We start from the raw sequence: 26,175 nt of genomic DNA on the forward strand, positions 1-26,175 counted from the left end.
ATTCGGGAATATAGTATCGCGCTGTGGGACAGCATACAGGTCACGAGGCACCCGTATCGCCCGGCACAGCGACCAAGCTGTCCAGCGGTATCGGGGTGCTCGACAAAGCCGTCGCCGTGCTGCAGGCCGTGGCGACCGAACCATGCGGGCTCGCCGAGCTCTGCGCGAAAACCGGCTTGCCACGAGCAACGGCACACCGGCTCGCGGTCGGGCTTGAGATGCACCGGATGTTGCGGCGTGCGCCGGACGGACGCTGGCGGCCGGGCACCGCGCTCGCGGAACTGGCGGGAGGTGCCACCGACCCGTTACTGGACGCCGCAGCCTCGGCGCTTCCCAAGTTGCGAGACATCACCGGCGAGAGCGTGCAGCTCTACCGCCGCGACGGTGCACAGCGGGTGTGCGTCGCCACCGCGGAACCGCCGAGCGGGTTGCGCGACACCGTTCCTGTCGGCGCGCGACTGCCGATGACGGCGGGCTCGGGCGCGAAGGTGCTCGCCGCGTGGTCCGATCCCACGACCCAGCGCAGCATCCTTGCCGACGCCGTGTTCGGCGAGCGCACGTTGCTCGAGGTGCGCAGGCGCGGCTGGGCGCAGAGCGTCGCCGAGCGCGAGCCAGGCGTGGCGAGCGTGTCCGCCCCGGTGCGGGACTCGACGGGCGCGGTCGTCGCGGCGGTATCGGTATCCGGCCCCATTGAGCGCATCGGCCGCAAACCGGGCGTGCGATGGGCGTCCGATCTGCTCTCGGCCGCCGACGCGCTGACCGAACGTCTGTGATCCGGCGAGGTTTTCCGGCGTGACTTCTGGCTGGCAGTTCTGGATCGACCGCGGCGGCACGTTCACCGACATCGTGGCGCGCCGCCCCGATGGCACGCTGCACACGCACAAGGTGCTGTCCGACAACCCGGCGCGCTACCGGGACGCCGCCGTGGCTGGCATCCGTGCGTTGCTCGGGATCGGTGAGGACGACCCAGTGCCCACCGACGTCGAGTCGGTTCGGATGGGCACAACGGTCGCGACCAACGCGCTGCTGGAACGTACCGGGGAGCGCACCGCGCTGGTCATCACGCGCGGGTTCGGTGACGCGCTGCGCATCGGCTACCAGAACCGGCCGCGCATCTTCGCGCGGCGCATCGAACTGCCGAGTGCGCTATACGAGCGGGTCATCGAAGTGGACGAGCGCGTCGCCTCCGACGGCACCGTGCTGCGCGAGCCCGATGTCGAGGCGCTTGGCAGGGAACTGCGCGACGCATATGACACTGGCATCCGCGCGGTCGCCGTCGTGTGCCTGCACAGCCACCTGTATCCAGAGCACGAGCAGCGCATCGCCCAGGTGGCCGAGGACATCGGCTTCCCGCAGGTGTCGCGATCGGCCGAGGCGAGCCCGCTGATGAAGCTGGTGCCACGCGGCGACACCGCCGTGGTGGACGCCTACCTCTCCCCCGTGCTGCGCCGCTACGTGGACCAGGTCGCCAGCGAGCTCAACGGCGTGACTGCCTCGAGAACCGGCGGGCTGGAAACTGCCTCCAGGGCCGGCGGGCCCGGAACTGCCTCCAGGGCCGGCGGGCCCGGAACTGCCTCCAGGGCCGGCGGGCCCGGAACTCGGCTGATGTTCATGCAGTCCAACGGCGGGCTGGCCGAGGCACACCACTTCCGGGGCAAGGACGCGATTCTGTCCGGCCCTGCGGGCGGGATCGTCGGCATGGTGCGGATGTCGCAGCTCGCCGGGTACGAGCAGGTGATCGGCTTCGACATGGGCGGCACGTCCACCGATGTCTCCCACTTCGCGGGCGAGTACGAGCGGGTGTTCCACACCGAGGTCGGCGGGGTGCGGCTGCGCGCGCCGATGCTCGACATCCACACCGTCGCTGCGGGCGGCGGGTCGATCCTGCACTTCGACGGCAGCCGTTACCGCGTCGGACCAGATTCGGCTGGCGCGGACCCTGGCCCTGCCTGTTACCGCAAGGGCGGGCCGCTCACCATCACCGACGCCAACGTGATGCTCGGCAGGGTGCAGCCAGCGCACTTCCCGCACGTCTTCGGCGCGGACGGCGACCAGCCGCTGGACGTCGACGTGGTACGGGCGCGGTTCACCGAGCTCGCGGGCGAGATCAAGGCCGCCACCGGGGACGACCGCGGTCCCGAGGAGGTCGCGGCCGGATTCCTGCGGATCGCGGTGGCGAACATGGCCAACGCCGTCAAGCGCATCTCGGTCCAGAAAGGACACGACGTCACCCGCTACGCGCTGACCACGTTCGGCGGCGCCGGGGCGCAGCACGCCTGCGCGGTGGCGGACTCGCTCGGCATCGACACCGTGCTGGTGCCACCGATGGCCGGAGTGCTGTCCGCGCTGGGTATCGGGCTCGCGGACACCACGGTGATGCGCGAGCAGTCGATGGAGCTGCGGCTATCCGCCGAGGCCGCACCCCAGCTGCACCAGGAGGCGGACGTGCTGGCCGACGCGGCCGAAGCCGAACTGCACGCTGAGGGAATCCCCACTGAGCGGATCAGCACCACTCGGCGGGCGCAAGTGCGCTACGACGGCACCGACACGACGGTCACCGTCGCACTCGCCGACGCGGACGCGATGGTGGCGGAGTTCGAGGCGGCGCATAAGGCGATGTACTCGTTCCTGATGGACCGGCCGCTGGTCGTGGAGGCGTTGTCGATCGAGGCGACCGGACTCACCGAGCAACCGGACCTCACGCTGGCGCGCGCCGATGCCGTCGCGGACAAGGCCGAGCCCGAGACCGTGCGGTTGTACGGACAGGACAGCTGGCGAGACGCCCCGCTACACCAGCGGGATCGGCTGCGGCCCGAGGACATCGTGACCGGACCGGCGATCATCGCGGAGGCCAACAGCACCACCGTGGTCGACGAGGGCTGGCAGGCGCGGGTCACCGCGCAAGGGCACCTCGTAGCCCGCCGGGTGGCACCACGCGCGGGCAGCGAGGCCAGCGCGACCGAGGTCGACCCGGTACTGCTGGAGATCTTCAACAATCTCTTCATGTCCATCGCGGAGCAGATGGGCACCCGGCTGGAGTCCACCGCGCAGTCGGTGAACATCAAGGAGCGGTTGGACTTCTCGTGTGCGCTGTTCGACCCGGACGGCAATCTCATCGCGAACGCGCCGCACATCCCGGTACACCTCGGCTCGATGGGCACCAGCGTCAAAGAGGTCGTGCAACGCCGCGCGGGCGAGATGCGGCCCGGCGACGTGTACGCAGTCAACGACCCGTATCACGGCGGCACGCACCTGCCCGACGTCACCGTGATCACGCCGGTGTTCTCGTCGTCCGGCGACGACGTGTTGTTCTATGTGGCTTCCCGGGGGCATCACGCCGAGATCGGTGGCCTCACGCCGGGTTCGATGCCCGCGCACAGCAGCGACGTCCACGAGGAAGGCGTGCTGTTCGACAACTGGCTGCTGGTCTCACGAGGGCACTTCCTTGAGGACGAGACGCGGCGGCTGCTTGCCGACGCGACGTACCCGTCGCGAAACCCCGAGACCAACCTGGCGGACCTGCGCGCGCAGATCGCGGCTAACCAGAAAGGCGTCGATGAGGTCGGCACGATGATCGAGCACTTCGGGCTGGACGTCGTGCAGGCGTATATGCGGCACGTACAGGACAACGCCGAGGAAGCCGTCCGCGGTGTCATCGACACGCTCACCGACGGCGAGTACGGCTACGAGATGGACTCCGGCGCGAGGATCGCGGTCCGCATCACCGTCGACCGTGCGGCGCGTTCGGCCACTATCGACTTCACCGGCACGACCGCGCAGCTACCGACGAACTTCAACGCGCCGTCGGCGGTGGTGACGGCGGCGGTGCTGTACGTGTTCCGCACGCTCGTGGCCGACGAGATCCCGCTCAACGACGGCTGCCTCCGTCCGCTCCGGCTGGTCATCCCGTCCGCGTCGATGCTCGCGCCGGAGTATCCGGCCGCCGTGGTGGCAGGCAACGTCGAAACGTCCCAGGCGATCACCGGCGCGCTGTACGCCGCGCTCGGCGCACAGGCCGAGGGCGCGGGGACGATGAACAACGTGACGTTCGGCAACGACCGGCACCAGTACTACGAGACGCTCGCGTCCGGCTCGGGCGCCGGTGACGGATTCGACGGCGCGCCAGTGGTGCAGACGCACATGACGAACTCGCGGTTGACCGACCCCGAGGTGTTGGAGTGGCGGTATCCGGTGCGGGTAGAGGAATTCGCGGTGCGGCGCAGCAGTGGTGGCGCCGGCCGGTGGCGTGGCGGAGACGGTGCGGTGCGCCGGTTGCGGTTCACCGAGCCGATGACGGTGTCGACGTTGTCCGGACATCGGCGGGTGCCGCCGTACGGGATGGCCGGTGGCTCCCCCGGTGCCTTGGGGGCCAACCGTGTGCGGCGCACGGACGGCAGCACCGAGGACCTGCCCGGCTGCGGCTCCGCCGACCTGGCACCGGGTGACGTGCTGATCGTCGAGACTCCAGGGGGCGGCGGCTACGGCACCCCGTAGCCGCCGTGTCCGACACTCAGGCCGCCGTGTCCGACACTCAGGCCGCCGTGTCCGACACTCAGGGTCCGTGTCCGACATTCCCGACGTCGTGTTTGGCGCATCCGATCGCCCTGATTTGTAGTCAGCACATCAACGCGCACCGCGAGCACGCACCCAAAGTTTATGAATTTCCTTCAAATTAGCCGTAACGGCGCTCCGCGCTTGCTCGTTGTTCGATCTATACGGCCGTCAGTGGCCCGGCTCACGAACGGAGGCGGTAGTGGTGCGCGTAGTTCGGACAACGGTCGTCGCGGCGCTGGCGACGCTGGTGGCCACCCTTGTCAGTCCCAGTCCACCGACGAGCGCGCAACCAGCACCGACCGACCGATTCGCGCTCGCGAGCGGCTGCTTCACGGCGCAGACCGCTGACGGCGACTACCTCAGCCGCACCGAGAACACCGTCACCGCGACCGGGGCGTCGCCCGCCGACGCCGAGCCATGGCACCTGCGAGCCACCGACCTAGGGCGCTACCTGCTGTTCGGCAGCGAGCGGGATTTCCTCGCCGCATCGGATGGCGAATTCGGCAAAGCCCTCGACGGCGCGCTGAACAACTCGGCAGGCGCGATGGCCGATGGGCTCAGCAGAGGCACGACCGGACAACTCGCCGACGACCTCGCCGCAGGACCACTCGGCACCACGACTGGCCGAGGCGCCCGGATCGTCACCGCCGCCGAGCCGAGCGATCTGGCTGACTGGCGGATCATCGAGGCACCCGGCGGATTCCACATCAGCCTCCCTTCTCTCGATGCGTGGCTGACCACCGACGACAGCGGCACCGTCAGCCTCACCCCGAACAAGGACAACGCCACCACCCTGGCGTTCCGGCACGCCACTGGCTGCGCGCCGTGGCCGGAGGCCGACGTCAACGTCACCGGTCCGGTGGCAACCGGCGAGACACCGTACGGCGAGGTGCGTGGATTCCTCGACGGCCACCTGCACGGCATGGCGTTCGAGTTCGTCGGTGGCAGGGCGCGTTGTGGCAGGCCGTGGCACCGCTTCGGCGTCATCGAGGCGTTGCAGGGCTGCCAGGAGCATGAGGCGTCCGGCGGGCGCACCCACCTGCTGGAAGCCGTCCTCTCCGAGCGCGACCCGATCGCGGGCCATGACACGCAGGGCTGGCCGACGTTCCACGACTGGCCCGCGCACGACTCGCTGACCTACGAGCAGGTGTACTACCGGTGGCTGGAACGCGCCTGGCGCGGCGGGCTGCGCATGGTGACCAACCTGCTCGTCGAGAACCACGCGCTGTGCGAGCAGTACCCGTTCAAACGCAACGACTGCAACGAGATGAACAGCGCCGCGCTGCAAGCCAAGCGCATCCGCCAGTTGGAGCGCTACATCGACGCGCAACACGGCGGCCCAGGCGAGGGCTGGCTGCGCATCGTGGACGACCCGTTCGAGGCGCGCCGCGTCGCGAACTCCGGCAAGCTCGCCGTGGTGCTCGGCGTCGAGCTGTCAGTGCCGTTCGACTGCGGACTGAAGGCGAATCAGCCCACGTGCGATCGCGAGCAGATCGACGCCGCCATCGACGAGTTGTACGACCTCGGGGTGCGACAGCTCGAACTGGTGAACAAGTTCGACAACGCATTGACCGGGGTGAAGGGCGACGCAGGCAGCACGGGCGTCGTGGTCAACAGCGGCAACTTCTACTCCACCGGCCAGTTCTGGCGGATGCGCAACTGCGAGGACGCGCATGCGCACGACCACACCCAGCCGAACGTCTCCGACGACTCGGGCGCACCCCAGGAGTTCACCGGAAGGGATTCCATCTTCGGCGCGATTCTGGCCGCGACTGGTACCAGTGGCGTGGCGCCGCTGTACCCGGAAGGGCCGCACTGCAACGTCCGCGGTCTGTCCGAACTGGGCAAGCACGCGCTGAATCGGATCGTCGAGCGTGGCCTGCTGTTCGATCCGGACCACATGAGTGCCAAGGCCGCCGACGAATCGCTCGACCTGCTCGAACGGAAGGGCTACTCCGGCGTGATCTCCAGCCACAGCTGGGCGGACAAGACGATCTACCCGCGTGTCTACGAGCTCGGCGGGGTGGTCACGCCGTATGCGGGTGACTCCGATGGCTTCGTCGAGAAGTGGCGCGAACACCGCGAGTGGGCGGACGACCGGTTCTACTTCGGATTCGGCTACGGCTCGGACACCAACGGCTTCGGCGCGCAGGGTGCGCCGCGCGGGGACACTCCCACGGCGGTGCGATACCCGTTCACCGGATTCGGCGGCACCACGATCCACCGGCAAGTCAGCGGCGAGCGGACGTTTGACGTCAACACCGACGGCGTCGCGCACTACGGCCTCTACCCGGACTGGATCGAGGACCTGCGGAGGCAGGCTGGCGAGCAGATCGTCGATGACATGACGCGCGGGCCGGAGGCATACCTGCAGATGTGGGAACGCGCCATCGGTATCGCGCCGGATTCCTGCCGGGACGACGTTGGCGACCTCACCGACGCCGACGCCACCCGCGTCACGACGGGCATGCCCCCTTCCGAGGTGCTGCGTGCGCTGGGCCAACCGGCCTCGCGTGACAACCGCACCTTCACTTACTGCCTCGCGGGGGATCGCTTCCTGCGAGTGCGGTTCGACCGACACGACCGAGTGGCGCAAGTCCGGGTGAGCCGGACTCGCTAGTCGTCTAGGAGGTTGTCATGGTCCGCTGTACCAGTCTGATCACACTGGTGGTGGCGCTCATATTCGGCGCCGCCACACCCGCGTTGGCCCACGAGGAACGCGAGTCGCGGTTCCCGCCGGGCGACGGGAGCGTCCCGGTGCACCGCGGCATCGACGAGGCCGCCGACGTCCACGTGGTCTGTAAACCAGACTCGCGGCAACGAATCCGGCAGATCGACGATCCTCGGCTGCGGTCGTTCAATCAGAAACTGCTCGGGCAGTGCGAGTTCGAGCACCTGCAGGCCGCGGTGGACGCGGTTTCCGAGCAGGGCACGAACATCTACGTCCTTCCGGGTGAGTACCGCGAGGAGCCGTCGTGGGCCCCGGAATGCACCAAGGACTACGACGGCGGTGTCGTCGACTACGAGCTGATGACTCGGTGCGGTGAGGTGGTCAACCTCGTCACCATCGCGGGTGACGACCCGGACGACCCGGACATCACCTGCGACAACGCACTCTGTGACCTGCAGATCGAAGGCACCGGCGACGACGCGCAGGACGTCGTGTTCACCGGCGGGTTCCAGCGGAACGGCGACTGGGTCAAACACAACGGGCTCAAGGCGGACCGGGCGGACGGCTTCTACCTCACGAACATGACGTTCGAACTGTTCCGGGAGAACGCCATCTACGTGCACGAAACCGACGGCTACACGCTCGACGACGTCGTCGCCAGGAAGAATGACCTCTACGGCATTCTCACGTTCACCTCGGACCACGGCCTGATCAGTGACTGCGAGACGTCGCACAACGGCGACTCCGGGGTGTATCCAGGCTCGCCCGCGGACGTGAACTCGCAGGACACCAACACCGGGCCACTGGAACGCTGGGCGGTGGAGATCACTGGCTGCGACACCCACCACAACGCGCTCGGTTTCTCCGGCACGGCGGGGAATTCAGTGTATTTCCACGACAACGACGTTCACCACAACGGCGCGGGCTACGTGACCGATTCCGTCGTCGGCGATCACCCAGGCATGCCGCAGGATCACGCCTGGGTCGAGGACAACCAGATCTACTCGAACAACGTCAACTACTACCCGAATGTGCAGGAAGGCGGCCCCTGCACAGCGGACAAGCCCGCCGACCGAGGGCATCAGGACGGCGTGGTGTGCCCGGCCTTCCCGGTACCGGTCGGCACGGGCGTGCTGATCGCGGGCGGGAACCACAACTTCGTGACGTCCAACGAGATCTACGACAACTGGCGCAACGGCGTCATGCTGTTCTGGGCGCCGGCGGCGATCCGGGGCGAATACGACCCGACATTGCAGCAGGACAATCCGCATCACAACGCGTTCACCAAGAACCAGATGGGTTACCAGCCCGGCGGCGCGGTGCTGCCGAACGGCACCGACTTCTGGTGGGACGACGCGGGCAACGGCAACTGCTGGGACGGCAACCTCGCCGCGCCTGGCGCGGAGATCACACACAACGCCACGGATCCGCGCGGCCTGCCGGGCTGCCCGCGCGGATCGACATGGCCGATCGGCAACGTGGTGAAGTCCGCGCAGCTGCTGCCGTGCTCGCAGTACAACCGGGAGTCCAATCCGGACCCGGTGGGCTGTGACTGGATGGACACGCCGCCCCGGCCGGGCTCTTCGGCATCGGAGGGCACGGTGAACACGATGTCGATGCCGGTCGGCGCGAGCGGAATCGGTGTGCTGCTGGCGGCAGCGGCGCTCAGTCTGGTGGCATGGCGCCGCAGGCGTGCCGGAACGTCGGCATGATCTGGCGCAGATGGACGTGGCGTGGGACGACCTGGCGCGGGATTGTCCGGCGCAGCTTGGCCCCGCGCAGCGTGGCCAGACGCAGGTGGGTTGCCGCGAGCGGGGTGCTGCTCGCGGCACTCGCCGTGGCCGGGTACGTCGTGGTGCCGTCACTCGCGCACTTCGCTGGCGGGACATCGCCGACGATGCCGGACGACGCGCACGTGGCGGTGCCGACGTTCGGTGAGCGCGGCAGCGACGTGCTGGCCTACCAGGACGGCGACACGTTCACGATGACGTTCCCACTGGTCAACGACGGCTGGCTGCCGGTGACCGTGCGCGATGTCCTGCTGTCCGACGGCCCGCGTCCGCTCGTCAGGGTCACGTCGGTGACATCCCATGGCACGCCGCTGCCGGTGACCGTGCCCGCCGGTGAGACGCGGCGGGTGGAGCTCACGGTGCGGTTCGACAACTGCCGCTACTACCACGAGCGGGAGATGCAGGTGATCTCCGGCGCGGTCGTCGACGGCAGCGTGTTCGGCCGTGACCTGCGGACGACAGCTGGCTTCGAGCACGATCTGGTGGTGTCCAGTCCGATGATCGCCAGCTGCCCCGACCGGACGCTGCGCCGCGACGACGACGTCCGGCGGTAGGTCCACGGCGGCACACGTAACTCCACGCCACTAACCGTCGTTGACTCGCTGGCAAGAGTTTCCGGCTTGCCGGGGCATGGGTTCGGCGCCACGCGCGGCGACCTCAGGCGCGTCATCCACAGGTGGTGTGCCTTCGCCCTTCCCTGCGTACCAACGGAGAAGGCACATGAAGTTCAAACGGACGCTGATCGCGCTGGCCACGGTAGTGACGATGGCAGCGGTGGGTGCCGCGCACGCGGGCGGCACCGTGTCAACTGTGTCGGATGACCCGTTCGCCGGTGCGACCGTCAGCGAGCTGAGTGCCCCAAAACCCGACTGGTACACCGACGAACTCCACGCGCAGGTCGTCGCGGCAGGCAAGAAGGGCGACACGGTCCCGATCCCCGACGGCGTCGACTACCCGACCAGCGGGCTCGCGTTCACCGGCATCCGCCCCGGCGCCTGGATCATCGCGCCAGCAGGCTGCACGACGAACTTCGTGTTCGGACGCAAGGGTGACTACTCGATTGGCACGGCAGGGCACTGCGCCGAGGTCGGCGACGAGGTCACGCTGATCGCCGCACCCGGAGTGCTGATGAACATCGGCAAGACGGTCAAGAGCGTGGACAACGGCGTCGGCAACGACTTCGCACTGATCGACATCTACCCACGCATGCAGCAGTACGTGAATCCGTCGATGGCGTATTTCGGCGGCCCGACGTCAGCTGGGGATCCCCGGTTCGGAGACCTGGTCGAGCACGCGGGGCATGGCCTCGTGGTCGGCACTGGCGGCACGCCTCGCGCCGGGATCGTGGTGTATCGGGGCTCTGGCGAGACCCGGCGTGGCGATGCGTTCGCCTGGGACGGTGCCGCGGCGCCTGGCGACTCCGGCTCGTCCGTGCGGCTGACCACCGGCGAAGCGGCGGGCAACCTGACACACCTCGTCGTGGGCGGACAGTACGCGCCGGGCCTCGTCGCGGGGACGTCGATCGACCGCATGCTCCGTATCGCGGGCAAGTCCCTCGCTACGGCACCAGACCTGCCGGATCCGCTGTACTGAGCGCGGTTTAGCGACCGCCCGGAATGCCGAACACAGCGTCCCGAGTGCCAAATACAACGTCGGGAACGCAGGACACGGCGTCGGCAGCGTCGGACACGGCGGCTACAGGCCTGCGAAGAGATCGTCGCCGGAGTCGCCGGGGCGGATGAACCACTCCGTTCCGAACATCAGGCGGAACGCGTCGTCAGGCATGCTCAGGAAGAACGACTGCTCGCTGATCTGACTCGCGTGCGCGCGCATCGCGGCACGCTTCACATCCAGAAACGCCGTCACGTCGACACCGGTGGTGATCACGGACTCTGGCTTGCCGAAGTCGGTGTTCGATTCGATGTCAGGCAACTCCACACCAGCGGCCTCAGCCTGCTCCGCGAACACGGCCATGGTGCGCAGCGCGTGGTCGCGGTTGATCGTGCTTTCGTATACCTTCGGCGTCCCGGCGAGTTCAGCCGCGCGCGTGCCGACGCGATGGACCTGGATGTGATCCGGGTGGCCGTAGCCGCCGTTGTCGTCGTAGATCGTGAGCACGTCGGCGCTCTCTTCCCACAGAATATCCGCGAGTTTGGCCGCCGCTTCCTCAACCGACGTCGTCCAGAACGAGCCGGGCGCGTCGTTGCTCGCCTCGCCCATCATGCCGGAGTCGTTGTAGCCGAGGAACTCCACGCGATGCGCGCCAAGGATCTCCGCGGCGGCATGGGTCTCGGCGACCCGCCGCTGCCAGAGCTGCTCTCCCTCCGCGAGGAACCCATCCGGCACCTCGCCTTCCTCACCCCTTGTCGCGACGACGAGCACGACGCGATGACCGTCCTCGTACGCCTTGCGCATGACACCGCCGCAGGTGATGCACTCGTCGTCAGGGTGGGCATGAAATGTCACCAAAGTAGCCACGGCCTCAGACGATACCCAGCCCCACCGACAGCGGGCATGCTCCAGCGTGCTCAGGCGGTCTGTTGCTGATCCGCGACCGTGTACTCGTTCAACGGCGGCATGGTGGCGGTGATGTGGAACCTGCCGGTGAGCCCGGCGACCTCGATGGGACGCAGCACCGCGCGGTCGGCCGCGACCACCAACAACGTGACGTCGCGCTCCCGACACTCCTGATCCGCCCAGATCAGCAGTTGAAGGCCGACCGTGCCGAAGAACACGACGCGGGAAAGATCAAGGACCAGCTTGCGCCGGCCATCCGAGGCCACCAGCGCGCTGCGCAGCCGATACTCCAGGTTCTCTGCCGTACTCACGTCTACCGCCCCGTGGGCCTCGACCACGATGGAATCGCTGAAAACGTGAGAGTCGACGCGCAAGGTCCGCATGCTCATCGCCCTCTCTATCGGGGGTGTAGACCGGCAGGGTGACGGCCTAAGACCTTGCTATCAGAGACAGACAGGTCTGTCTAGCAGTACGATAAGGGGACTATGAGTGCTGGTAGCCCGACCGACGACCCCACAGCGGCGCAGGGGCGCATCCTCGACACCGCGTACGACCTGTTCGCGCAACGGGGTATTCGCGCGGTCGGCATCGACGAAGTCATCTCCCAGTCCAAGGTCGCGAAGGCCACTCTTTACCGGCACTTCCCCTCCAAGGACGACTTGGTCCTGGCCTTCCTCGAGAATCGAGAGCAGCGCTGGACCTTCGGGTTCGTTGAGGCAGAGTCACACCGCAGGGGCACCACACCCGAAGAACAACTGCTCGCCATCTTCGACGTCTTCCACGACTGGTTCCAGGGCGCTGGTTTCGAGGCATGCTCGTTCATCAACGTCCTGCTGGAGATGGGACGGGATCACCCGGCAGGGGCAGCCTGCGTCAAGCACCTTGCCACCATTCGATGCGTGGTGGCCGAACGCGCGGAACGCGCGGGGCTGCGCGACCCGGACGAGTTCGCGCGGTCGTGGCACATCCTGATGAAGGGCTCGATCATCAGCGCCGCCGAGGGCGACACCAAGGCCGCCCGACGCGCCAAGGCGATGGCCCGCGCGCTGATCGAACAGTACCGGCCGGACAACAGCTGACTCCCGTCAACCGCGCCGCCTGACCAGCGTCACCGCCGGGCGGGTACCGGTACGCGCATCAGGTCGGCCGCGACGATGACATCCCCGCCGAACTCGGCTCCTGCTTCGTCCGCGAACCGGTCGGCCTCGCCATACCGCTGCGAGAAGTGCGTCAGCACCAGGGTCCGCACGCCGCACTCAGCGGCGACCCTGCCCGCCTGCGCCGCCGTCAGGTGGCCGTACTCCGTAGCGAAGCCGGCGTGCTCGGACAGAAACGTCGACTCGATCACCAGCAGGTCGGCGCCGGTCGCGAGCTGGAATACCGCGTCGCACAGCCGGGTGTCCATGACGAACGCGAACCGCTGCCCGCGCCGGGGCACGCTGACGTCGTCCAACCGGACCCGCCGCCCGCCCACCGTGAGCGCGCCATCGCGCTGCAGCCTGCCCACGTCCGGGCCAGTGACGCCGAACCGCGCGAGCGCGTCCGGCAGCATCCGCCTGCCATCCGGTTCGACGAGCCGGTAACCGACGGTGTCGATTCGGTGGTCCAACCACCGCACGGACAGCTCCCCGAACGCGCCGGTCGCGAGCACGCCCTCCCGCTCGACCGGTTCCTCCCGCAACTCGGCGTGCTCGGCGAACACGCACGCACCGCGCAGCCGCGCGAAGTACTCCGCCCCTGACGCCGGATAGTGCGCGATGACCGGGTGTGGCACCGCGTCGAGGCTGAGTCGCTGGATGATGCCAGGCACGCCGAGACAGTGGTCGCCATGGAAATGCGTCACGCAGATCCGGGTGATGGCAGTCGCCGCGACCCCGGCGAAGATCAACTGCCGCTGCGTCCCCTCCCCCGGGTCGAACAGCAGACCTTCACCGTCCCAGCGCAGCAGGTAGCCGTTGTGGTTGCGGGTCCGCGAGGGGGCCTGGCTGCCCGTACCAAGCACGACGAGTTCCCTGACAGACACGCCAGCGACCCTACTGCCCGTGAGGACGTCAGCGCGCGAACCGGCCGACCAGCGTGCCGCGCGCCAGCACGTGCCCGGCCATCGCGGCGCGGACGTCTCCAGCGTTGGCGTCCATCCGCAGCCGCAGCGGCGTGTCGACGGCGTAGAGCTGGAAGACGTAGCGGTGTGGTTCGTCACCGGCAGGCGGATGCGGCCCGCTCCAGCCAGGTGCGCCGAACCCGTTGCGGCCCGCGATGCCGCCACGCGGCGTGTCGGCCTCGTCAACGCCGTCGGCGTCCGGCTCGATGTCCTTGACGACCCAGTGCACGAACGTGCCGATCGGGGCGTCGATGTCCTCGCACAGCAGCACCAGTTCGGCCGTGCCGTCGGGAACCCCATCCCACAGCAGCGGCGGGGAGAGATTGTGACGTGCGTAGGAGAAGCGAGCGGGCAGCAGGCCGTCGTCATCGAACTCGGGACTGATCAATTCCAGCTCGGCGTCCCCGTCCGCCGCTTCGGTGATCTCGGGGCCGCTGGCGCGAGTGACCTGCTCGGGCATCACGTTACCTCCCAGGGCGAGCTGTCCGACTCACTCGCTACGTATACCCGCCGCAGCCGCACTCTTACGCACAGGGCGACCGCTTACCGAGCAGTGCGGTTAACGAGGTTTGATTTGTCGCATCGATGGCGATTCCGTTGGCACACGCGCCAAAACGGGGAGGAGGCACCATGGCACAACTCGCCGGAATGGTGCTGATCATGATCATATCGGCCGCCCTGTTCGGATTAGAGGCGCCGGGGGTCGTGCTACTCGCCAGGGCCGGGGTGCTGTTCGTCGTACACGTCCTGTTGAGCGAGCCTCATGCGACGCGATGATTAGCCGCTTGGCATCCGGGGTAGCCAGCCATCGGCGTTTGATGCATCCGAAGGAGGGTCAACCCATGGCAGCACCGACGACCGCGACGAAGGACAAGAACTACGACCTGATCTCCGCGCTGCATGCGTCACTGCACAACGTGTGGCAGGTCGAGACCTGGGCGAAGGACGCGGAGCGTGAGGGCGACACCGAGCTCGCGGAATGGTTCCGCAAGATCCAGCACAACAACCAGAAGGCCGCTGACCAGGGCAAGGAGCTGCTGATGCGGCGGCTGCGGGAAGACAGCTGACCAACGGCCGGGACGCCCGGCCGGGCAGGCAGCCGAACACATGACGCGGCCAGGTCGCACGTCGCGACCTGGCCCTCCTCCGTTCCAGGTGATGCCCGGCATAGTGTCGGTGACGCTTGGTAGCGTGCGCGCCATGACTGAGGGGCTGCGATCCATCGAGGAAGACTGGTCAACGGCGCTGGCGATCGTCGCGCATCCGGACGACTTGGAGTACGGTGCCGCCGCCGCGATCGCACGCTGGACCGCGCAGGGCAAACGAGTCGCGTACTGCCTCGCGACCAGTGGTGAGGCGGGGATCGACGGCACCCCGCCTGAGAAGGCTGGCCCGCTGCGTGAGCAGGAGGAACGCGACTCGGCGGCGATCGTCGGCGTGGACACCGTCGAGTTCCTCGGCTACCCGGACGGAGTTGTCGAATACGGCCTGCCGCTGCGCCGCGACATCGCGCGGGCGATCCGCCGCCATCGCCCGGATGTCGTGATCACAGGGAACTTCCGGGAGTACTGGCCCGGTGGCTTTCTCAACCAGGCGGATCACATCGCGGTGGGGCGCGCGGTCGTGGACGCGGTGCGCGACGCGGGCAACCGCTGGGTGTTCCGCGAACTGCTCGACGAGGACCTACAGCCGTGGGACGACGTACGCATGGTGCTGGTGGGCGGCTCACCTGAGGCCCGGCACGGCGTGGACGTCAGCGACCACTTCGAGGCCGGAATCCAGTCGCTACGGGCGCATGCCGCGTACCTGGCCGGACTCGGCGACGGCCCGATGAGCGATCCGACGGAGTTCCTGACCAGCATCGCGAGTGATGCGGGCACGCGGCTAGGCTGCCGCTACGCGGTGGAGTTCGAACAGCTCGCGATGTGAGGGTAGTGCGTCGGCTTCGGCCAGCAGGCATGCTGCTCCCGCAGGGTGCGACGGACATGATCGTGCGATGCGGCCCTCGCGTCGTCAGCGGCCGATGACCTGCGCGGACTGCGGCGCATAACCACCGCCACCATCAGTTCCGCCGCTGTCCGGACACGCGGTCAGCAGCAAGCCGCTCGCCGCGAGTGCTGCGCACGCCCGCAGCACGCTCTTCCACCGTGTCGTCATCATGCCCATCCTGTTCCCTGTTGTCAGCATCCGCAAACCCGCGACAGGCACAGGTGCGCTGGACGGCGGGCGGCTTGATCGGACTCCGCCCGGCTGCTCAGCGCGCCATCACGGCGTCCGGCGACTGGTGGACCGTCGGCCGGGTGTCGAGCCGCAACACCAGCCGGTAGGTCTCGTCGTCATAGCGCGGGGTGATCGCGCTGACCGGCTCGCCGAGGCCGTTGATCAGGCTCTCCAGATCGCCGTTGAGCAGGTCAACCGGGGTCTGCACCGAGGACTCGACGTCGGACGTCCTGCCGGTGAAGCTGTCCGAGATGGTCTGTTCGACACTGTCGACGTTGCCGAGGTTCTTCAGCCACCGGACGGCCGTTCCAACCTTGTAGCTCCAGTCGCCGTCGACGCTGACGCCGTTGGCATCGGGCATGACCACCGCATCGGCTGACTTCAGGTCGAGCGGTTCCTCAGGCCAGGTGTCGGTGCCGAGATCCAGCCGCAAGCCGATGGCGAAGTCCATCGTGGCCGTCGGGTTCTTGACGTAATCGGCATCGACCTTGGCTCGCATCTGGTGGTCACCAACCAGGTAGAACAGCGACACGCTCTGCCACTTCGGGCTGACGGTCAGGTTGAGCAGGCTGTCCGCGTCCGCGCTGGCCAGCGTCACGTCGACGTTGTATAGCTTGCCGCCGGACTCGGCCTCGATCTGCTGCTCCAGCTGGGTTTGCAGGTCACGAAGGCCGAAGTTCCACGCTGCCCGCAAGCCATCCTTCACATTGAAGCTGTCCACTTCGGTCTCAAAATACGGGAAGCGGTACACCGTGACGGCCGTGTCGCCGCTCCAGCCGCCGGAGTAGCTGCCGGGGTCAGGGTCGGCGTCTGGGTCACCGTCCGGTGGCGGGATGACGTCACCGTCGCCGAGGTCCATGCCCGGGCGCAGTGGCAGCCGCTGCCGGGTGACCGCCTCCGGCGCGTCGGGGCTCGATGTTGCCTCGGGCACCACCGACAGCTCGGGTGCGGCGGGCGGCGTCGCGCCCGAGACGGCGTCCGATGTGACGCCATCCGACGCGGCGTCTGTGGCGCTCCCCGGCGTGGCCGCCGCTGACCCGGTGTCCTGCGCGCCGGGGAACAGTCGTCCGAGGAAGAATCGGAACGGGTCCTCCGTTGTGGCATCGTCCAGCGCAGCCTGGGCAGTCGACGTGCCGCCAAGCACGGACGCGATCAGCGCCGCGGTGATCACCGCCCCGTGGACAGCGAGTTTGGCAGGAGACGCGGGCTTGCGATGACGACGAGTTGACATGGCGGGCACTCCTCACGCTCGGGCAGGCCATACCCGAGCGTGCGGGGCGCGCCTACGGCCCGGCATCGGGGCGAACCCCCTCCTAGCCGGACACCGTTAGGGGATGTGGATAAGTACGCGGGCCGGGTGACGATTCCCGGCCCGCGCTCGATTCGCTGTGACAATCAGCGTGCTGACCGGCGTGCTGACATCATCGGCAGCATCGCGGCCAGCCCGAACACGATGACTGCCGCGCCGCCGATGATGTTGCTCAGCAGCATTCCGGTGGTGGTGGCAACACCGGCCATCACCCAGTGCGCGATGATCACCCACACACCCAGCAGCGGGCACACCCACGTCAGCCGGTGGGTGCGCTCGTATGCGAACGCGTACCCCGCGCCGAGCCCCGCGATCGCGAGGCCGATGACGAGGTTACTGATCGCCACAGCAGATTCCGTGAACCCGACGATCCACGGGGACAGCGCCACGAACAGGCCTGCGAGGACGGTCAGCGCGTCCGACGCCTGTGCGGTCGGGGTCTCCGCGGCGCGCTCATAGCGAGCGCCCATCGCCACGATGTCGGGATGCTCGGCCAACTTGGTCGAACCTGTGCCCATGTTCTCCGTTGACATCCCATCACCTCCATGCGAGATGGTCCCCCGATTCTGAATTATCCCCCTTTATGCGGGATCTGACCATCACAATCCGTCACAGATCGTCGCTTCCGCGGAGTCCCCGGCGTGTCCGACCACCACCTTGGTCAGTCGACGCCGTGCTCGCGGTAGAAGTCGAGAGCCAGCCTGCCCGTCTGGTGTGCGGCGTTGGTGTGCACGGTGATCGGGACACCGGTCTCCTGGTGCGCCTCGCAGATCGCCGCCTGCACCCTGGTCTGGTCCGGCGTCATGCCCCGCTGCTCAACCACGCAATTCAACAGCCCCGCGCGTACCCCGGTGTGCCCGATGCCGTGCTGGATGTCGCGTACGAACATCTCGGTCATCGGCTCCGGGCCGCCGAGTAGCGTGCCGGGGCCCCGATAGTGGAAGAAGTGCGGGATCTCATCGAAGGTATACAGCCCGGCCGCCGCGACGATGTTGATGTCGGCTTCGCGATTGACCTCCTGGATGCGCGGAATGTAGCGGCCGAGTCCCACCACTGTCGGGTCCACAATGGTGTCCACCCCGGCTTGTTTGAGCGCCCGCAGCTTGTCGATGGCGTCCGAGACCCGCTCCTGCTCGTCCCACCACTGGTCGCCGTAGTTCTGCATGATGTCGGGCGTGAGCACGAAGACGTGTTCGTGCATCAGTGTCGACCGGGGGACACTCCTGTCGGTGGCAGTCAGGCCGGTGCGGTGATCAACGACAGCCAGACTTGTCGGTGGCTCGCGCTAGCTTCGCGTGGTGCCGTCTCAACTCCACGAAGCGCTCATCGAACTGTTCCACCATCGCCCCGCGCTGGCGGCGGAACTCCTGGCGACGTCGCTGGGCGTCGCGGTGCCGTCATATCGACACGCGAGGTTGGAATCGTGCGAGCTGACCGATCTCACGCCGACCGAGTACCGGGCGGACACCGTCGTCGTGCTGACCGACGACACAGGGCCCGTGTTCGCCATCATCGTCGAGATCCAACTCGGCCACGACGGCGACAAACGCTGGAGCTGGCCCGTGTATCTGACGACGTTACGCGCCCGGCTGCGCTGCCGCACCGCGCTGCTCGTGCTGTGCCCCAACGACGGCCTCGCCGACTGGTGCGCGACGCCAATCTCGCTGGGACACCCTGGCATGGTGATGCGGCCGCTCACTATCGGACCCGATCGGGTACCCGTGGTGACCGACCCGGCCTCGGCCAGCGACAGCCCCGAACTCGCCGTGCTCTCCGCCATGGCACACGGCAGCCATCCTGAGCGCGACAAAATCCTGAACGCCCTGCTCGCGGGCTTGCAAGCCGTCGATGATGATCACGCCGACCTGTATGCTGATGTCGTGCTCGCGGCACTGCCAACAGCGGCACGAGCGCACCTGGAGGAACTGATGCGGACCGGAACCTACGAGTACCAAAGCGACTTCGCACGCCACTACTTCAGCCAAGGCGAAGCCAGCGGGGAAGCCCGAGGCGAGGCCAAAGGCGAAATGAAAGCCCTGCTTGCCGTGCTGGCCGCACGTGACATCGCCGTGCCCACGGCCGCGCGCGAACGCATCATGTCTTGCACCGACGCGGGCCAACTCGAAGCGTGGGTCCGCCGCGCCGTAACCATCACCACCATCGACGAACTCTTCGACTGACGCTGCACCTCACGCGCGGGTGTGCTGTGCCCTGCGCCGCCGACTCACCGAGCCGCGACACCACCAACGCGCGATACTGCGAGAGCAGTACTGAGCGAAATTGGCACAAAAAAAAGAAAGGACGCACCCGAAGGCGCGTCCTTTCTTTCTGTACCCCCGATGGGATTCGAACCCACGCTACCGGCGTGAGAGGCCGGCGTCCTAGGCCGCTAGACGACGGGGGCTTGCTCTGTTTCGACCTAGAGTAACTTACCAGATCCTTGCGAACCTCTCGCAGCTGGGGTACCAGGACTCGAACCTAGACTAACTGAACCAGAATCAGTCGTGCTGCCGATTACACCATACCCCAAGGGCAGGTCCCTGCCTGCCGGAAATAAATACTAGACCACGGCATTCACGCCGCGAACACCGGGCCCCCTAGCGTGGCGGTGGCGCTCCGAGCTGCGCAAACTCGCACACCACCAGCTCGGGGATGTCGGCGAGGCTGGCGAGCCGCAGCACACCAGACTCCTCGGCCACACCTTCGGTGTCCTGCTGACCGTCTCGGTTCAGCCAGACACCGCGCATACCGGCGGACTGGGCGCCGATCGCGTCGGTGTGCAATCGGTCACCGATGTGCAGCGCCTGGGATGGTTCGCAGTCCAGCGCGGCGCACGCGGAGTGGAAGATCATCGGATCGGGTTTGGCCGCGCCGACCTCGCCCGCGATCGTGACGTGGTCAATAAACCGGCCCAGCCCGAGCGCGTCGAGCTTGGCCCGCTGGTGCGAACCTGAGGCGTTGGTCACCGCCGCGATGCTCACCCCGGCCGTGCGCAGCCAGTCGAGGCACGGCAGGACATCGTCGAAGAGCCGGAACCCGGAGCGCATCTCGGCCGCGCGGCTGCGCTCGAATCGCGCGGCGTCGTGATCACTCACATGCCTACCCAGCTCGGCCAGGAACGCCTTGGTGCGCTTGCGATGCATCGTCGGGTAGTCAAGCTCGCCCGTGACGACCATGGCCACGTGCGCCTCGGTGACGCACTCCCATAACGGCCACATGTCGTCCCTGCCGATCATGGTCGCCAGGGCGTCCCTGGACGCCGACGTGAAATCGATCAGGGTGTCATCGATGTCGAAGCACACGACGCGCAGATCAGATCGATCCCAAACAGTGGGATAGGACTGCGCATTACGCGGCTCGGTCGGGGCAAGCGCGAACTCCACCTAAAGAGGTTAGACGTTCGGAGGCCGTTTTCGCCTCGTCCAACGAGGTGAACTAGACCGACACTGACACGGTCAAGCTATTCACTCTTCGAAATTGTTCAATGCCTTGGTTAACCGGGAAACCGATTTCTCACGGCCGAGCAATTCCATGGACTCATACAAAGGGGGTGACACTGTTCGTCCGGTTACCGCAACGCGCACCGGAGCAAATGCCTTACGGGGTTTGAGTCCGAGCTCATCAACGAGCGCGGTTTTGAGCGCTTGTTCAATAGCGCCCGCTTCCCACACTTCGAGAGCATTCAGCGCGTCCACCGACGCCCGCAGCACCGTGGTGGGGTCGCCCTTGAAGCCCTTCGCCGCGGCGGATTCCTCCACCTCGAATTCCGCCTCGTCGACGAACAGGAAGCGCACCAGCGGTGCGGCTTCGGACAGCACCGTGACCCGCTCCTGCACCATCGGCGCGATGACGCGCAGCGTGGCGAGCTGCTCCTCGCTCGGCCGCTCCGGCAGCACACCGGCCTCGGTGAGATATGGCAGCACCCGCTCGGTGAAGTCCTCGACGTCGAGCGCGCGCACGTGCGTGGCGTTGATCGCCTCGGCCTTCTTGACGTCGAACCGCGCCGGGTTGGCGCTGACGTCGCCGATCTCGAAGGCGGCGACCAGCTCGTCCACGGTGAAGATGTCCCGATCCGGCGCGATGGACCAGCCAAGCAGCGCGAGATAGTTCAGCAGCCCCTCGCGGATGAACCCCCGCTCACGATGCAGGAAGAGGTTCGACTGCGGATCGCGCTTGGACAGCTTCTTGTTGCCCTCCCCCATCACGTAGGGCAGGTGGCCGAATTCCGGCGTGAAGTCGGTGACGCCGACCCGCCGCAACGCCGCGTAGAGCGCGAGCTGACGCGGGGTCGATGGCAACAGATCCTCGCCGCGCAGCACGTGGGTGATGCCCATCAGCGCGTCGTCGACCGGGTTGGTCAGCGGGTACAGCGGGTCGCCGTTGCCGCGTACGAGCACCGGGTCGGGGATGGTGGCCGCGTCAAAGCTGATCTCGCCGCGCACCAGGTCGTGCCAAGCCAGCTCGCCCTCAGGCATCCGCAGCCGCAGCACCGGCGTACGCCCCTCGGCACGAAACGCCGCCTTCTGCTCCTCGGTGAGATCGCGGTCGTAGTTGTCGTAACCGAGCTGCGGATCCTGCCCAGCGGCCTGGCGGCGCGCCTTGACCTCGTCGCTCGTGGAGAACGCCTCGTACAGTTCGCCAGCGTCGAGTAGTCGCTTGACGACGTCGTCGTAGAGCGCACGACGCTCGCTCTGCCGGTACGGGCCGTAGTCGCCGCCGAGTTCTGGACCCTCATCCCAGTCGATGCCGAGCCAGCGCAGCGCGTCGAGCAGCGCGGTATAGGACTCCTCGGAGTCGCGCGCGGCGTCGGTGTCCTCGATCCGGAACACCAGCGTGCCCTTGTGGTGGCGAGCGAAGGCCCAGTTGAACAGCGCGGTCCTGATCAGCCCAACGTGCGGGGTTCCGGTGGGCGACGGGCAGAAGCGGGCGCGGACGGGCCTGTCGGTGGACGTCAAAGTGGCGGCGTTGTCAGTCATAGCTCATTCAGCGTATAGCGGCGCTGGCTCACTTGACGCGGGGAGTCCGTGAAGGCAGTCTCGAAGTATTCAACATGTGCTGAATATGGGGAGGTACGGCATGACGGAGCGGACGTCCTGCGTGATCGCGGGCGGTGGACCTGCGGGAATGATGCTCGGACTGCTGCTGGCGCGAGCAGGGATCGACGTCACGGTGCTGGAGAAGCACGCCGATTTCCTGCGGGACTTCCGAGGCGACACCGTGCACCCCTCGACCATGCGACTACTCGACGAGCTAGGTCTCGGCGAGAAGTTCGCCGCGTTGCCGCAGAGCGCCCTGACCGAGATCGCGTTCCCTGTCGGCCAGGACGATCAGGTGGTCATCGGTGACCTGCGCAGGCTGCGCGTGCGGCACCCCTACATCGCGATCACTCCGCAGTGGGACCTGCTGACACTACTCGCGCAGGCGGCCGAGGCGGAGCCGACATTCACGCTACGGATGCGCACCGAGGTGACCGGATTGGTGCGCGAGGCGGGTCGAGTCCGTGGCGTGCGGTATCGCACCGAGGACGGCGTCACCGGTGAGATCCGCGCCGACCTGACCGTGGCGTGCGACGGTCGCCACTCGATCGTGCGAAACGAGGCGGGACTGCGCCGACGCGAGTTCCCGGTGCCGATCGACGCGTGGTGGTTCCGGTTGCCGCGCGACCCCGACGACGTGACGTCCACCCTCACGCCACGGATGGCGAACCGCCGGTTCGCCATCGTCATCCCACGCGAGGGTTACTACCAGGTCGCCTATATCGCCAAGAAGGACGCGGACGCGGCGCTGCGGGCGGCTGGGATCGAGCGGTTCCGCAGTGAGGTGGCGGCGGTCTTACCCGCGCTTGCCGACCGGGTCGACGCGATGACATCGATGGACGACGTGAAGCACCTCGACATACGGCTGAACCGGTTGGGCCGCTGGCACCTCGACGGACTGCTGTGCCTCGGCGACGCCGCGCATGCGATGTCGCCGATCGGCGGGGTTGGGATCAACCTCGCGGTGCAGGACGCGGTGGCCGCAGCGACGCTGCTCGCGGAGCCGCTGCGGCGCGGAGAGGCCGATACACGGGCGCTGGCGCGGGTGCGCGCCCGCCGGTTGCTGCCGACCGCCGTCATTCAGCAGCTACAGCGGGTCCTGCACCGGCTGGTGGCCAAGCCGGTGGTCGAAGGCCGCCGTGAGGGACCACCCGCGCCGATGGTCACGCTGTTCCGGCGGCTGCCGTGGCTGTCCGTCGTTCCGGCATACCTGATCGGCGTCGGGATCCGGCCCGAGCACGCGCCGGACTTCGCGCGCCGCTGATGCCGTGCGGTGAATGACGGAGTCAGCCCGCCTGGACCGGATTGGTCAGCGTGCCGATGCCCTCGACGGTGACCGACACCTTCTGCCCTTCGGCCAGCGGGCCGACGCCTTCCGGCGTGCCGGTGAGGATGACGTCGCCGGGAAGCAGCGTCATGATCCCGGAGATGAACTCGATCAGGTGGTTCACCTTGTGCACGATCGCGCTGGTCCGGGCCTGCTGCTTGACCTCGCCGTCCACATCGGTGCGGATCTCAAGATCAGCCGGGTCGACGGCGGTCTCGATCCACGGCCCCAGCGGACAGAACGTGTCGTAGCCCTTCGCCCTGGTGAACTGCACGTCGGCCTTCTGCTGGTCACGGGCGGTGACGTCGTTGGCGATGGTGTAGCCCAGCACCGCGGCACTCGCCCGCGCGGCCGAGACGTTCTTGACCGGCTGCCCGATCACCACCGCCAGCTCGCCCTCGAAGTCCACCCGCTCCGAACTCGGTGGCAGCTTGATCGCCACATCGGGGCCGATGACGCTGGTGTTCGGCTTCATGAAGATCAACGGCGTCTCGGGCACCTCGCCGCCGAACTCGGCCGCGTGCGCGGCGTAGTTCTTACCCACCGCGATGATCTTCGTGGGCAGGATCGGCGCGAGCAGCCGGACGTCGACGAGTGGCCACCGCTTCCCGGTGAAGTTCGGGTCCCCGAACGGGTGGTCGGCGATCTCCAACACCTCGTCGCCCTCGATCGAGGCGAACGCGACACCGGCGGGATGAGCGATTCGAGCTAGACGCATACCCGAACTCTAACCGGCGCCCGCACCGGCCCTGACCGGCACCGCGTCGCCATCGACACCCACCAGGCGTCAGGGCCGGACGCGCATGGATTTGTGCACCAGCGCGTCACACAGCGCCAGCCAGCTCGCTTCGACGATGTTCTCGTGCACGCCGACAGTGGTCCACTCGCGCTCGCGGTCGGAGCTTTCGATGAGCACCCGGGTGACGGCCTCGGTGCCGTGGGTGCCGGGCAGGATGCGCACCTTGTAGTCGGTGAGGTCCACACTGTCGAGCCATGCCAGTCGCGGCGTGAGCGCCTTGCGCAGCGCGGCGTCCAGCGCGTGCACTGGGCCGTTCCCCTCGGCCGTCGCGATCACCCGCTCCCCCGCGACGTGCACCTTCACCGTGGCCTCGGAAATCACCTCGTCATTCGAACGGTGGTCGAGCACCACCCGGTAGGACTCCAGCTCGAACGGCGCCTCCGGGGCGAGCGTGTCACCTGATCCGTCACCGTCATCGTCCATCGCCCGGCGGAGCAGCAGCTCCAGCGATGCGTCGGCGGCCTCGAACGACCACCCTTTCGCCTCAAGCGCCTTCACCTTCTCGACGACGTTGGTCAGTGCGGTCGGTTGGCTGGCGAGGTCAACCCCGAGCTCACGTCCCTTGAGCTCAAGGCTGGCCCTGCCAGCCATCTCGGTGACGAGTACCCGCATGTCGTTGCCGACGACGGGTGGATCGATGTGGTTGTACAACAACGGATCCACCTTGATCGCGCTCGCGTGCAGCCCCGCCTTGTGGGCGAAGGCCGACGCCCCGACATAAGCCTGGTGGGTGTCGGGTGCGATGTTCGCGATTTCGGCAAGGGCATGGGAGACGCGGGTGAGCTCGGCAGCGCCGCCGGTAGGCAGCACGTCCATGTCGAGCTTGGTCACCAAGTTCCCGATCACGGCGAACAGGTCGGCGTTGCCTGCCCGCTCGCCGTAGCCGTTGGCGGTGCACTGCACGTGCGTGGCACCGGCCTGTACCGCGGCGACGCTGTTGGCCACCGCGCACGAGGTGTCGTCCTGGCAGTGAATGCCGAGCCGCAGCCCCGTCTTGTCGGCCACCTCGCGCACCGTCTCGGCGATGCCGAGCGGAAGTTGCCCCCCGTTGGTGTCGCACAGCACGGCGACGTCCGCGCCGCCGTCGGCGCCAGCCCGCAGCACCCGGAGCGCGGTGTCCGGGTCGAAGGCGTAGCCGTCGAAGAAGTGCTCGGCATCGAGGAACACCCTGCGACCCTCGCTGACCAGGAACGACACCGTGTCGCGGACCATCGCGCACGCCTCGGCGACGTCAACCTTTAGCGCGCGCTCGATGTGGCGGCGGTCGGACTTGGCGACCAGGGTGATGACCGGGGCGTTCGAGTCGAGTAGCGCCCGGACCTGGGCGTCCTCGGACGCCGTTGTGCCCGCCTTGCGGGTGGCACCGAACGCGACGAGCGCGGCGTGCTTGAGCGCCAGCTCTCCCGAGCTGGCGCGGGCGAAGAACTCGGTGTCCTTGGGCAACGCGCCCGGCCAGCCGCCTTCGATGAAGCCGACGCCGAGCTCGTCGAGCAGCCGCGCTACGGCCAGTTTGTCGGTGACCGAGTACGAAATCCCCTCGCGCTGCGCGCCGTCGCGCAGGGTGGTGTCGTAGACGTGGAAAGTGTCACCGAGGGGCGTATCGGCGGGTTCCGTTCGGTTCACGGGTCACTCCTGGATCGTCTGGCCGCTTGTCGGTAGCAACAAAAAAACCTCCCGCAAGATGCGAGAGGTCAGCGCGCCGGTGGGCTCGTGTCGAGCACCTACTCGGCGCGCTTGCGAATAATGATCGCGGCAACGGGGCCGTAGAAAGCCATGTGCGACATCATGCCACATCGACGTCGTGTCCCACACCCAGACCCGCGTGTTTCACTCCCAGGGCTGCCGTGTCCC

Annotated in this window: 24 protein-coding genes and 2 tRNA genes; 12 read left to right on the forward strand and 14 right to left on the reverse strand. The window is 67.6% G+C overall.

From position 1 onward, the window contains the following. Positions 1-23: 23 nt before the first annotated feature. From AMYHA_RS20135 to AMYHA_RS20160, 6 genes are all read left to right on the forward strand, one after another. A complete protein-coding gene (locus AMYHA_RS20135) occupies positions 24-773 on the forward strand; it encodes an IclR family transcriptional regulator (protein ID WP_330760623.1) in 750 nt (249 codons plus the stop codon). A 19-nt stretch (positions 774-792) separates the two neighbouring features. Then, on the forward strand, positions 793-4,494 hold the full coding sequence (locus AMYHA_RS20140; protein WP_034273538.1) for a hydantoinase B/oxoprolinase family protein: 3,702 nt from the start codon (positions 793-795) through the stop codon (positions 4,492-4,494). 259 nt (positions 4,495-4,753) lie between these two features. After that, positions 4,754-7,174 carry a hypothetical protein gene (locus tag AMYHA_RS20145; RefSeq protein ID WP_051400116.1) on the forward strand — a complete coding sequence of 807 codons (2,421 nt, stop codon included), beginning with the start codon at positions 4,754-4,756 and terminating at the stop codon, positions 7,172-7,174. Between the two features lie 17 nt (positions 7,175-7,191). Beyond that, on the forward strand, positions 7,192-8,937 hold the full coding sequence (locus AMYHA_RS20150; RefSeq protein WP_051400117.1) for a right-handed parallel beta-helix repeat-containing protein: 1,746 nt from the start codon (positions 7,192-7,194) through the stop codon (positions 8,935-8,937). A 71-nt stretch (positions 8,938-9,008) separates the two neighbouring features. Further along, positions 9,009-9,569 carry a hypothetical protein gene (locus tag AMYHA_RS20155; RefSeq protein WP_157362270.1) on the forward strand — a complete coding sequence of 187 codons (561 nt, stop codon included), beginning with the start codon at positions 9,009-9,011 and terminating at the stop codon, positions 9,567-9,569. 166 nt (positions 9,570-9,735) lie between these two features. Further along, positions 9,736-10,608 (forward strand): chymotrypsin family serine protease, encoded by an 873-nt coding sequence (locus AMYHA_RS20160; protein WP_034273542.1) that lies wholly within the window; start codon positions 9,736-9,738, stop codon positions 10,606-10,608. Positions 10,609-10,710: 102 nt separating this feature from the next. Here the strand turns inward: AMYHA_RS20160 and AMYHA_RS20165 are convergent, their stop codons facing one another. Both AMYHA_RS20165 and AMYHA_RS20170 read right to left on the reverse strand, forming a co-directional pair. After that, entirely contained in the window at positions 10,711-11,493 is a 783-nt protein-coding gene (locus AMYHA_RS20165; protein ID WP_034273544.1) for a PIG-L family deacetylase, read from the reverse strand. A gap of 50 nt (positions 11,494-11,543) precedes the next feature. Next, complete coding sequence (locus tag AMYHA_RS20170) at positions 11,544-11,921, reverse strand: STAS domain-containing protein (RefSeq protein ID WP_084037395.1); 378 nt, start codon at positions 11,919-11,921, stop codon at positions 11,544-11,546. Between the two features lie 96 nt (positions 11,922-12,017). On the opposite strand from AMYHA_RS20170, the gene AMYHA_RS20175 reads away from it, so the two are divergent. Beyond that, positions 12,018-12,611 (forward strand): TetR/AcrR family transcriptional regulator, encoded by a 594-nt coding sequence (locus tag AMYHA_RS20175; protein ID WP_034273547.1) that lies wholly within the window; start codon positions 12,018-12,020, stop codon positions 12,609-12,611. 29 nt (positions 12,612-12,640) lie between these two features. Here AMYHA_RS20175 and AMYHA_RS20180 read toward each other — a convergent pair whose 3' ends face one another. Further along, on the reverse strand, positions 12,641-13,555 hold the full coding sequence (locus tag AMYHA_RS20180) for a ribonuclease Z (RefSeq protein ID WP_034273549.1): 915 nt from the start codon (positions 13,553-13,555) through the stop codon (positions 12,641-12,643). Positions 13,556-13,583: 28 nt separating this feature from the next. Next, positions 13,584-14,093, reverse strand: coding sequence for a YbhB/YbcL family Raf kinase inhibitor-like protein (locus AMYHA_RS20185; RefSeq protein ID WP_051400119.1), 510 nt, complete (start codon positions 14,091-14,093; stop codon positions 13,584-13,586). A gap of 170 nt (positions 14,094-14,263) precedes the next feature. Here AMYHA_RS20185 and AMYHA_RS27185 point away from each other — a divergent pair, with 170 nt between their 5' ends. From AMYHA_RS27185 to AMYHA_RS20195, 3 genes are all read left to right on the forward strand, one after another. Continuing rightward, positions 14,264-14,410: a hypothetical protein gene (locus AMYHA_RS27185; RefSeq protein WP_157362272.1), complete on the forward strand. Its 147-nt coding sequence runs from the start codon at positions 14,264-14,266 to the stop codon at positions 14,408-14,410. Between the two features lie 65 nt (positions 14,411-14,475). Continuing rightward, positions 14,476-14,700 carry a hypothetical protein gene (locus AMYHA_RS20190; RefSeq protein ID WP_034273551.1) on the forward strand — a complete coding sequence of 75 codons (225 nt, stop codon included), beginning with the start codon at positions 14,476-14,478 and terminating at the stop codon, positions 14,698-14,700. A 133-nt stretch (positions 14,701-14,833) separates the two neighbouring features. Then, entirely contained in the window at positions 14,834-15,562 is a 729-nt protein-coding gene (locus AMYHA_RS20195; protein ID WP_034273554.1) for a PIG-L deacetylase family protein, read from the forward strand. 84 nt (positions 15,563-15,646) lie between these two features. On the opposite strand, the gene AMYHA_RS27190 is transcribed toward AMYHA_RS20195, so the two are convergent. From AMYHA_RS27190 to AMYHA_RS20210, 4 genes are all read right to left on the reverse strand, one after another. Then, positions 15,647-15,793 (reverse strand): hypothetical protein, encoded by a 147-nt coding sequence (locus AMYHA_RS27190; RefSeq protein ID WP_157362274.1) that lies wholly within the window; start codon positions 15,791-15,793, stop codon positions 15,647-15,649. Between the two features lie 94 nt (positions 15,794-15,887). Next, positions 15,888-17,084, reverse strand: coding sequence for a hypothetical protein (locus AMYHA_RS20200; RefSeq protein WP_157362275.1), 1,197 nt, complete (start codon positions 17,082-17,084; stop codon positions 15,888-15,890). Positions 17,085-17,248: 164 nt separating this feature from the next. Further along, entirely contained in the window at positions 17,249-17,695 is a 447-nt protein-coding gene (locus tag AMYHA_RS20205) for an SPW repeat protein (RefSeq protein WP_231104839.1), read from the reverse strand. Positions 17,696-17,823: 128 nt separating this feature from the next. Further along, positions 17,824-18,363, reverse strand: coding sequence for a phosphotriesterase family protein (locus AMYHA_RS20210; protein ID WP_051400120.1), 540 nt, complete (start codon positions 18,361-18,363; stop codon positions 17,824-17,826). Between the two features lie 97 nt (positions 18,364-18,460). On the opposite strand from AMYHA_RS20210, the gene AMYHA_RS20215 reads away from it, so the two are divergent. Next, on the forward strand, positions 18,461-19,342 hold the full coding sequence (locus tag AMYHA_RS20215) for a hypothetical protein (protein WP_034278134.1): 882 nt from the start codon (positions 18,461-18,463) through the stop codon (positions 19,340-19,342). 151 nt (positions 19,343-19,493) lie between these two features. Here the strand turns inward: AMYHA_RS20215 and AMYHA_RS20220 are convergent. The 4 genes from AMYHA_RS20220 to gltX all read right to left on the reverse strand — a co-directional run bounded on the left by AMYHA_RS20220 (position 19,494) and on the right by gltX (position 22,138). Further along, a tRNA-Glu gene (locus AMYHA_RS20220) sits at positions 19,494-19,566 on the reverse strand. A 53-nt stretch (positions 19,567-19,619) separates the two neighbouring features. Further along, a tRNA-Gln gene (locus tag AMYHA_RS20225) sits at positions 19,620-19,691 on the reverse strand. 68 nt (positions 19,692-19,759) lie between these two features. Next, the gene (locus tag AMYHA_RS20230) at positions 19,760-20,464 is read right to left on the reverse strand and encodes an HAD family hydrolase (RefSeq protein ID WP_034278136.1); all 705 of its coding nucleotides are present in this window, start codon (positions 20,462-20,464) and stop codon (positions 19,760-19,762) included. A gap of 162 nt (positions 20,465-20,626) precedes the next feature. Next, on the reverse strand, positions 20,627-22,138 hold the full coding sequence (gene gltX / locus AMYHA_RS20235; protein ID WP_051400122.1) for a glutamate--tRNA ligase: 1,512 nt from the start codon (positions 22,136-22,138) through the stop codon (positions 20,627-20,629). A gap of 100 nt (positions 22,139-22,238) precedes the next feature. On the opposite strand from gltX, the gene AMYHA_RS20240 reads away from it, so the two are divergent. After that, on the forward strand, positions 22,239-23,462 hold the full coding sequence (locus AMYHA_RS20240; RefSeq protein WP_034273560.1) for an FAD-dependent oxidoreductase: 1,224 nt from the start codon (positions 22,239-22,241) through the stop codon (positions 23,460-23,462). A gap of 22 nt (positions 23,463-23,484) precedes the next feature. On the opposite strand, the gene AMYHA_RS20245 is transcribed toward AMYHA_RS20240, so the two are convergent. Both AMYHA_RS20245 and cimA read right to left on the reverse strand, forming a co-directional pair. Next, entirely contained in the window at positions 23,485-24,243 is a 759-nt protein-coding gene (locus AMYHA_RS20245; protein WP_034273563.1) for a fumarylacetoacetate hydrolase family protein, read from the reverse strand. A gap of 69 nt (positions 24,244-24,312) precedes the next feature. Further along, complete coding sequence (gene cimA, locus AMYHA_RS20250) at positions 24,313-25,947, reverse strand: citramalate synthase (RefSeq protein ID WP_034273566.1); 1,635 nt, start codon at positions 25,945-25,947, stop codon at positions 24,313-24,315. Between the last annotated feature and the right edge of the window lie 228 nt (positions 25,948-26,175).

The sequence above is a fragment of the Haloechinothrix halophila YIM 93223 genome (genome assembly GCF_000504245.1).
GTDB classification, from domain to species: domain Bacteria; phylum Actinomycetota; class Actinomycetes; order Mycobacteriales; family Pseudonocardiaceae; genus Haloechinothrix_A; species Haloechinothrix_A halophila.

Bases quoted from the DNA above. Each gene is read 5' to 3' on its own strand.
- AMYHA_RS20150 (WP_051400117.1), top strand. From the start codon at position 7,192: ATGGTCCGCTGTACCAGTCTGATCACACTGGTGGTGGCGCTCATATTC.
- AMYHA_RS20160 (WP_034273542.1), top strand. From the start codon at position 9,736: ATGAAGTTCAAACGGACGCTGATCGCGCTGGCCACGGTAGTGACGATG.
- AMYHA_RS20170 (WP_084037395.1), bottom strand. From the start codon at position 11,921: ATGAGCATGCGGACCTTGCGCGTCGACTCTCACGTTTTCAGCGATTCC.
- AMYHA_RS20175 (WP_034273547.1), top strand. From the start codon at position 12,018: ATGAGTGCTGGTAGCCCGACCGACGACCCCACAGCGGCGCAGGGGCGC.
- AMYHA_RS20185 (WP_051400119.1), bottom strand. From the start codon at position 14,093: ATGCCCGAGCAGGTCACTCGCGCCAGCGGCCCCGAGATCACCGAAGCG.
- AMYHA_RS27185 (WP_157362272.1), top strand. From the start codon at position 14,264: ATGGCACAACTCGCCGGAATGGTGCTGATCATGATCATATCGGCCGCC.
- AMYHA_RS20190 (WP_034273551.1), top strand. From the start codon at position 14,476: ATGGCAGCACCGACGACCGCGACGAAGGACAAGAACTACGACCTGATC.
- AMYHA_RS20195 (WP_034273554.1), top strand. From the start codon at position 14,834: ATGACTGAGGGGCTGCGATCCATCGAGGAAGACTGGTCAACGGCGCTG.
- AMYHA_RS27190 (WP_157362274.1), bottom strand. From the start codon at position 15,793: ATGATGACGACACGGTGGAAGAGCGTGCTGCGGGCGTGCGCAGCACTC.
- AMYHA_RS20200 (WP_157362275.1), bottom strand. From the start codon at position 17,084: ATGTCAACTCGTCGTCATCGCAAGCCCGCGTCTCCTGCCAAACTCGCT.
- AMYHA_RS20205 (WP_231104839.1), bottom strand. From the start codon at position 17,695: ATGTCAACGGAGAACATGGGCACAGGTTCGACCAAGTTGGCCGAGCAT.
- AMYHA_RS20210 (WP_051400120.1), bottom strand. From the start codon at position 18,363: ATGCACGAACACGTCTTCGTGCTCACGCCCGACATCATGCAGAACTAC.
- gltX (WP_051400122.1), bottom strand. From the start codon at position 22,138: ATGACTGACAACGCCGCCACTTTGACGTCCACCGACAGGCCCGTCCGC.
- AMYHA_RS20240 (WP_034273560.1), top strand. From the start codon at position 22,239: ATGACGGAGCGGACGTCCTGCGTGATCGCGGGCGGTGGACCTGCGGGA.
- AMYHA_RS20245 (WP_034273563.1), bottom strand. From the start codon at position 24,243: ATGCGTCTAGCTCGAATCGCTCATCCCGCCGGTGTCGCGTTCGCCTCG.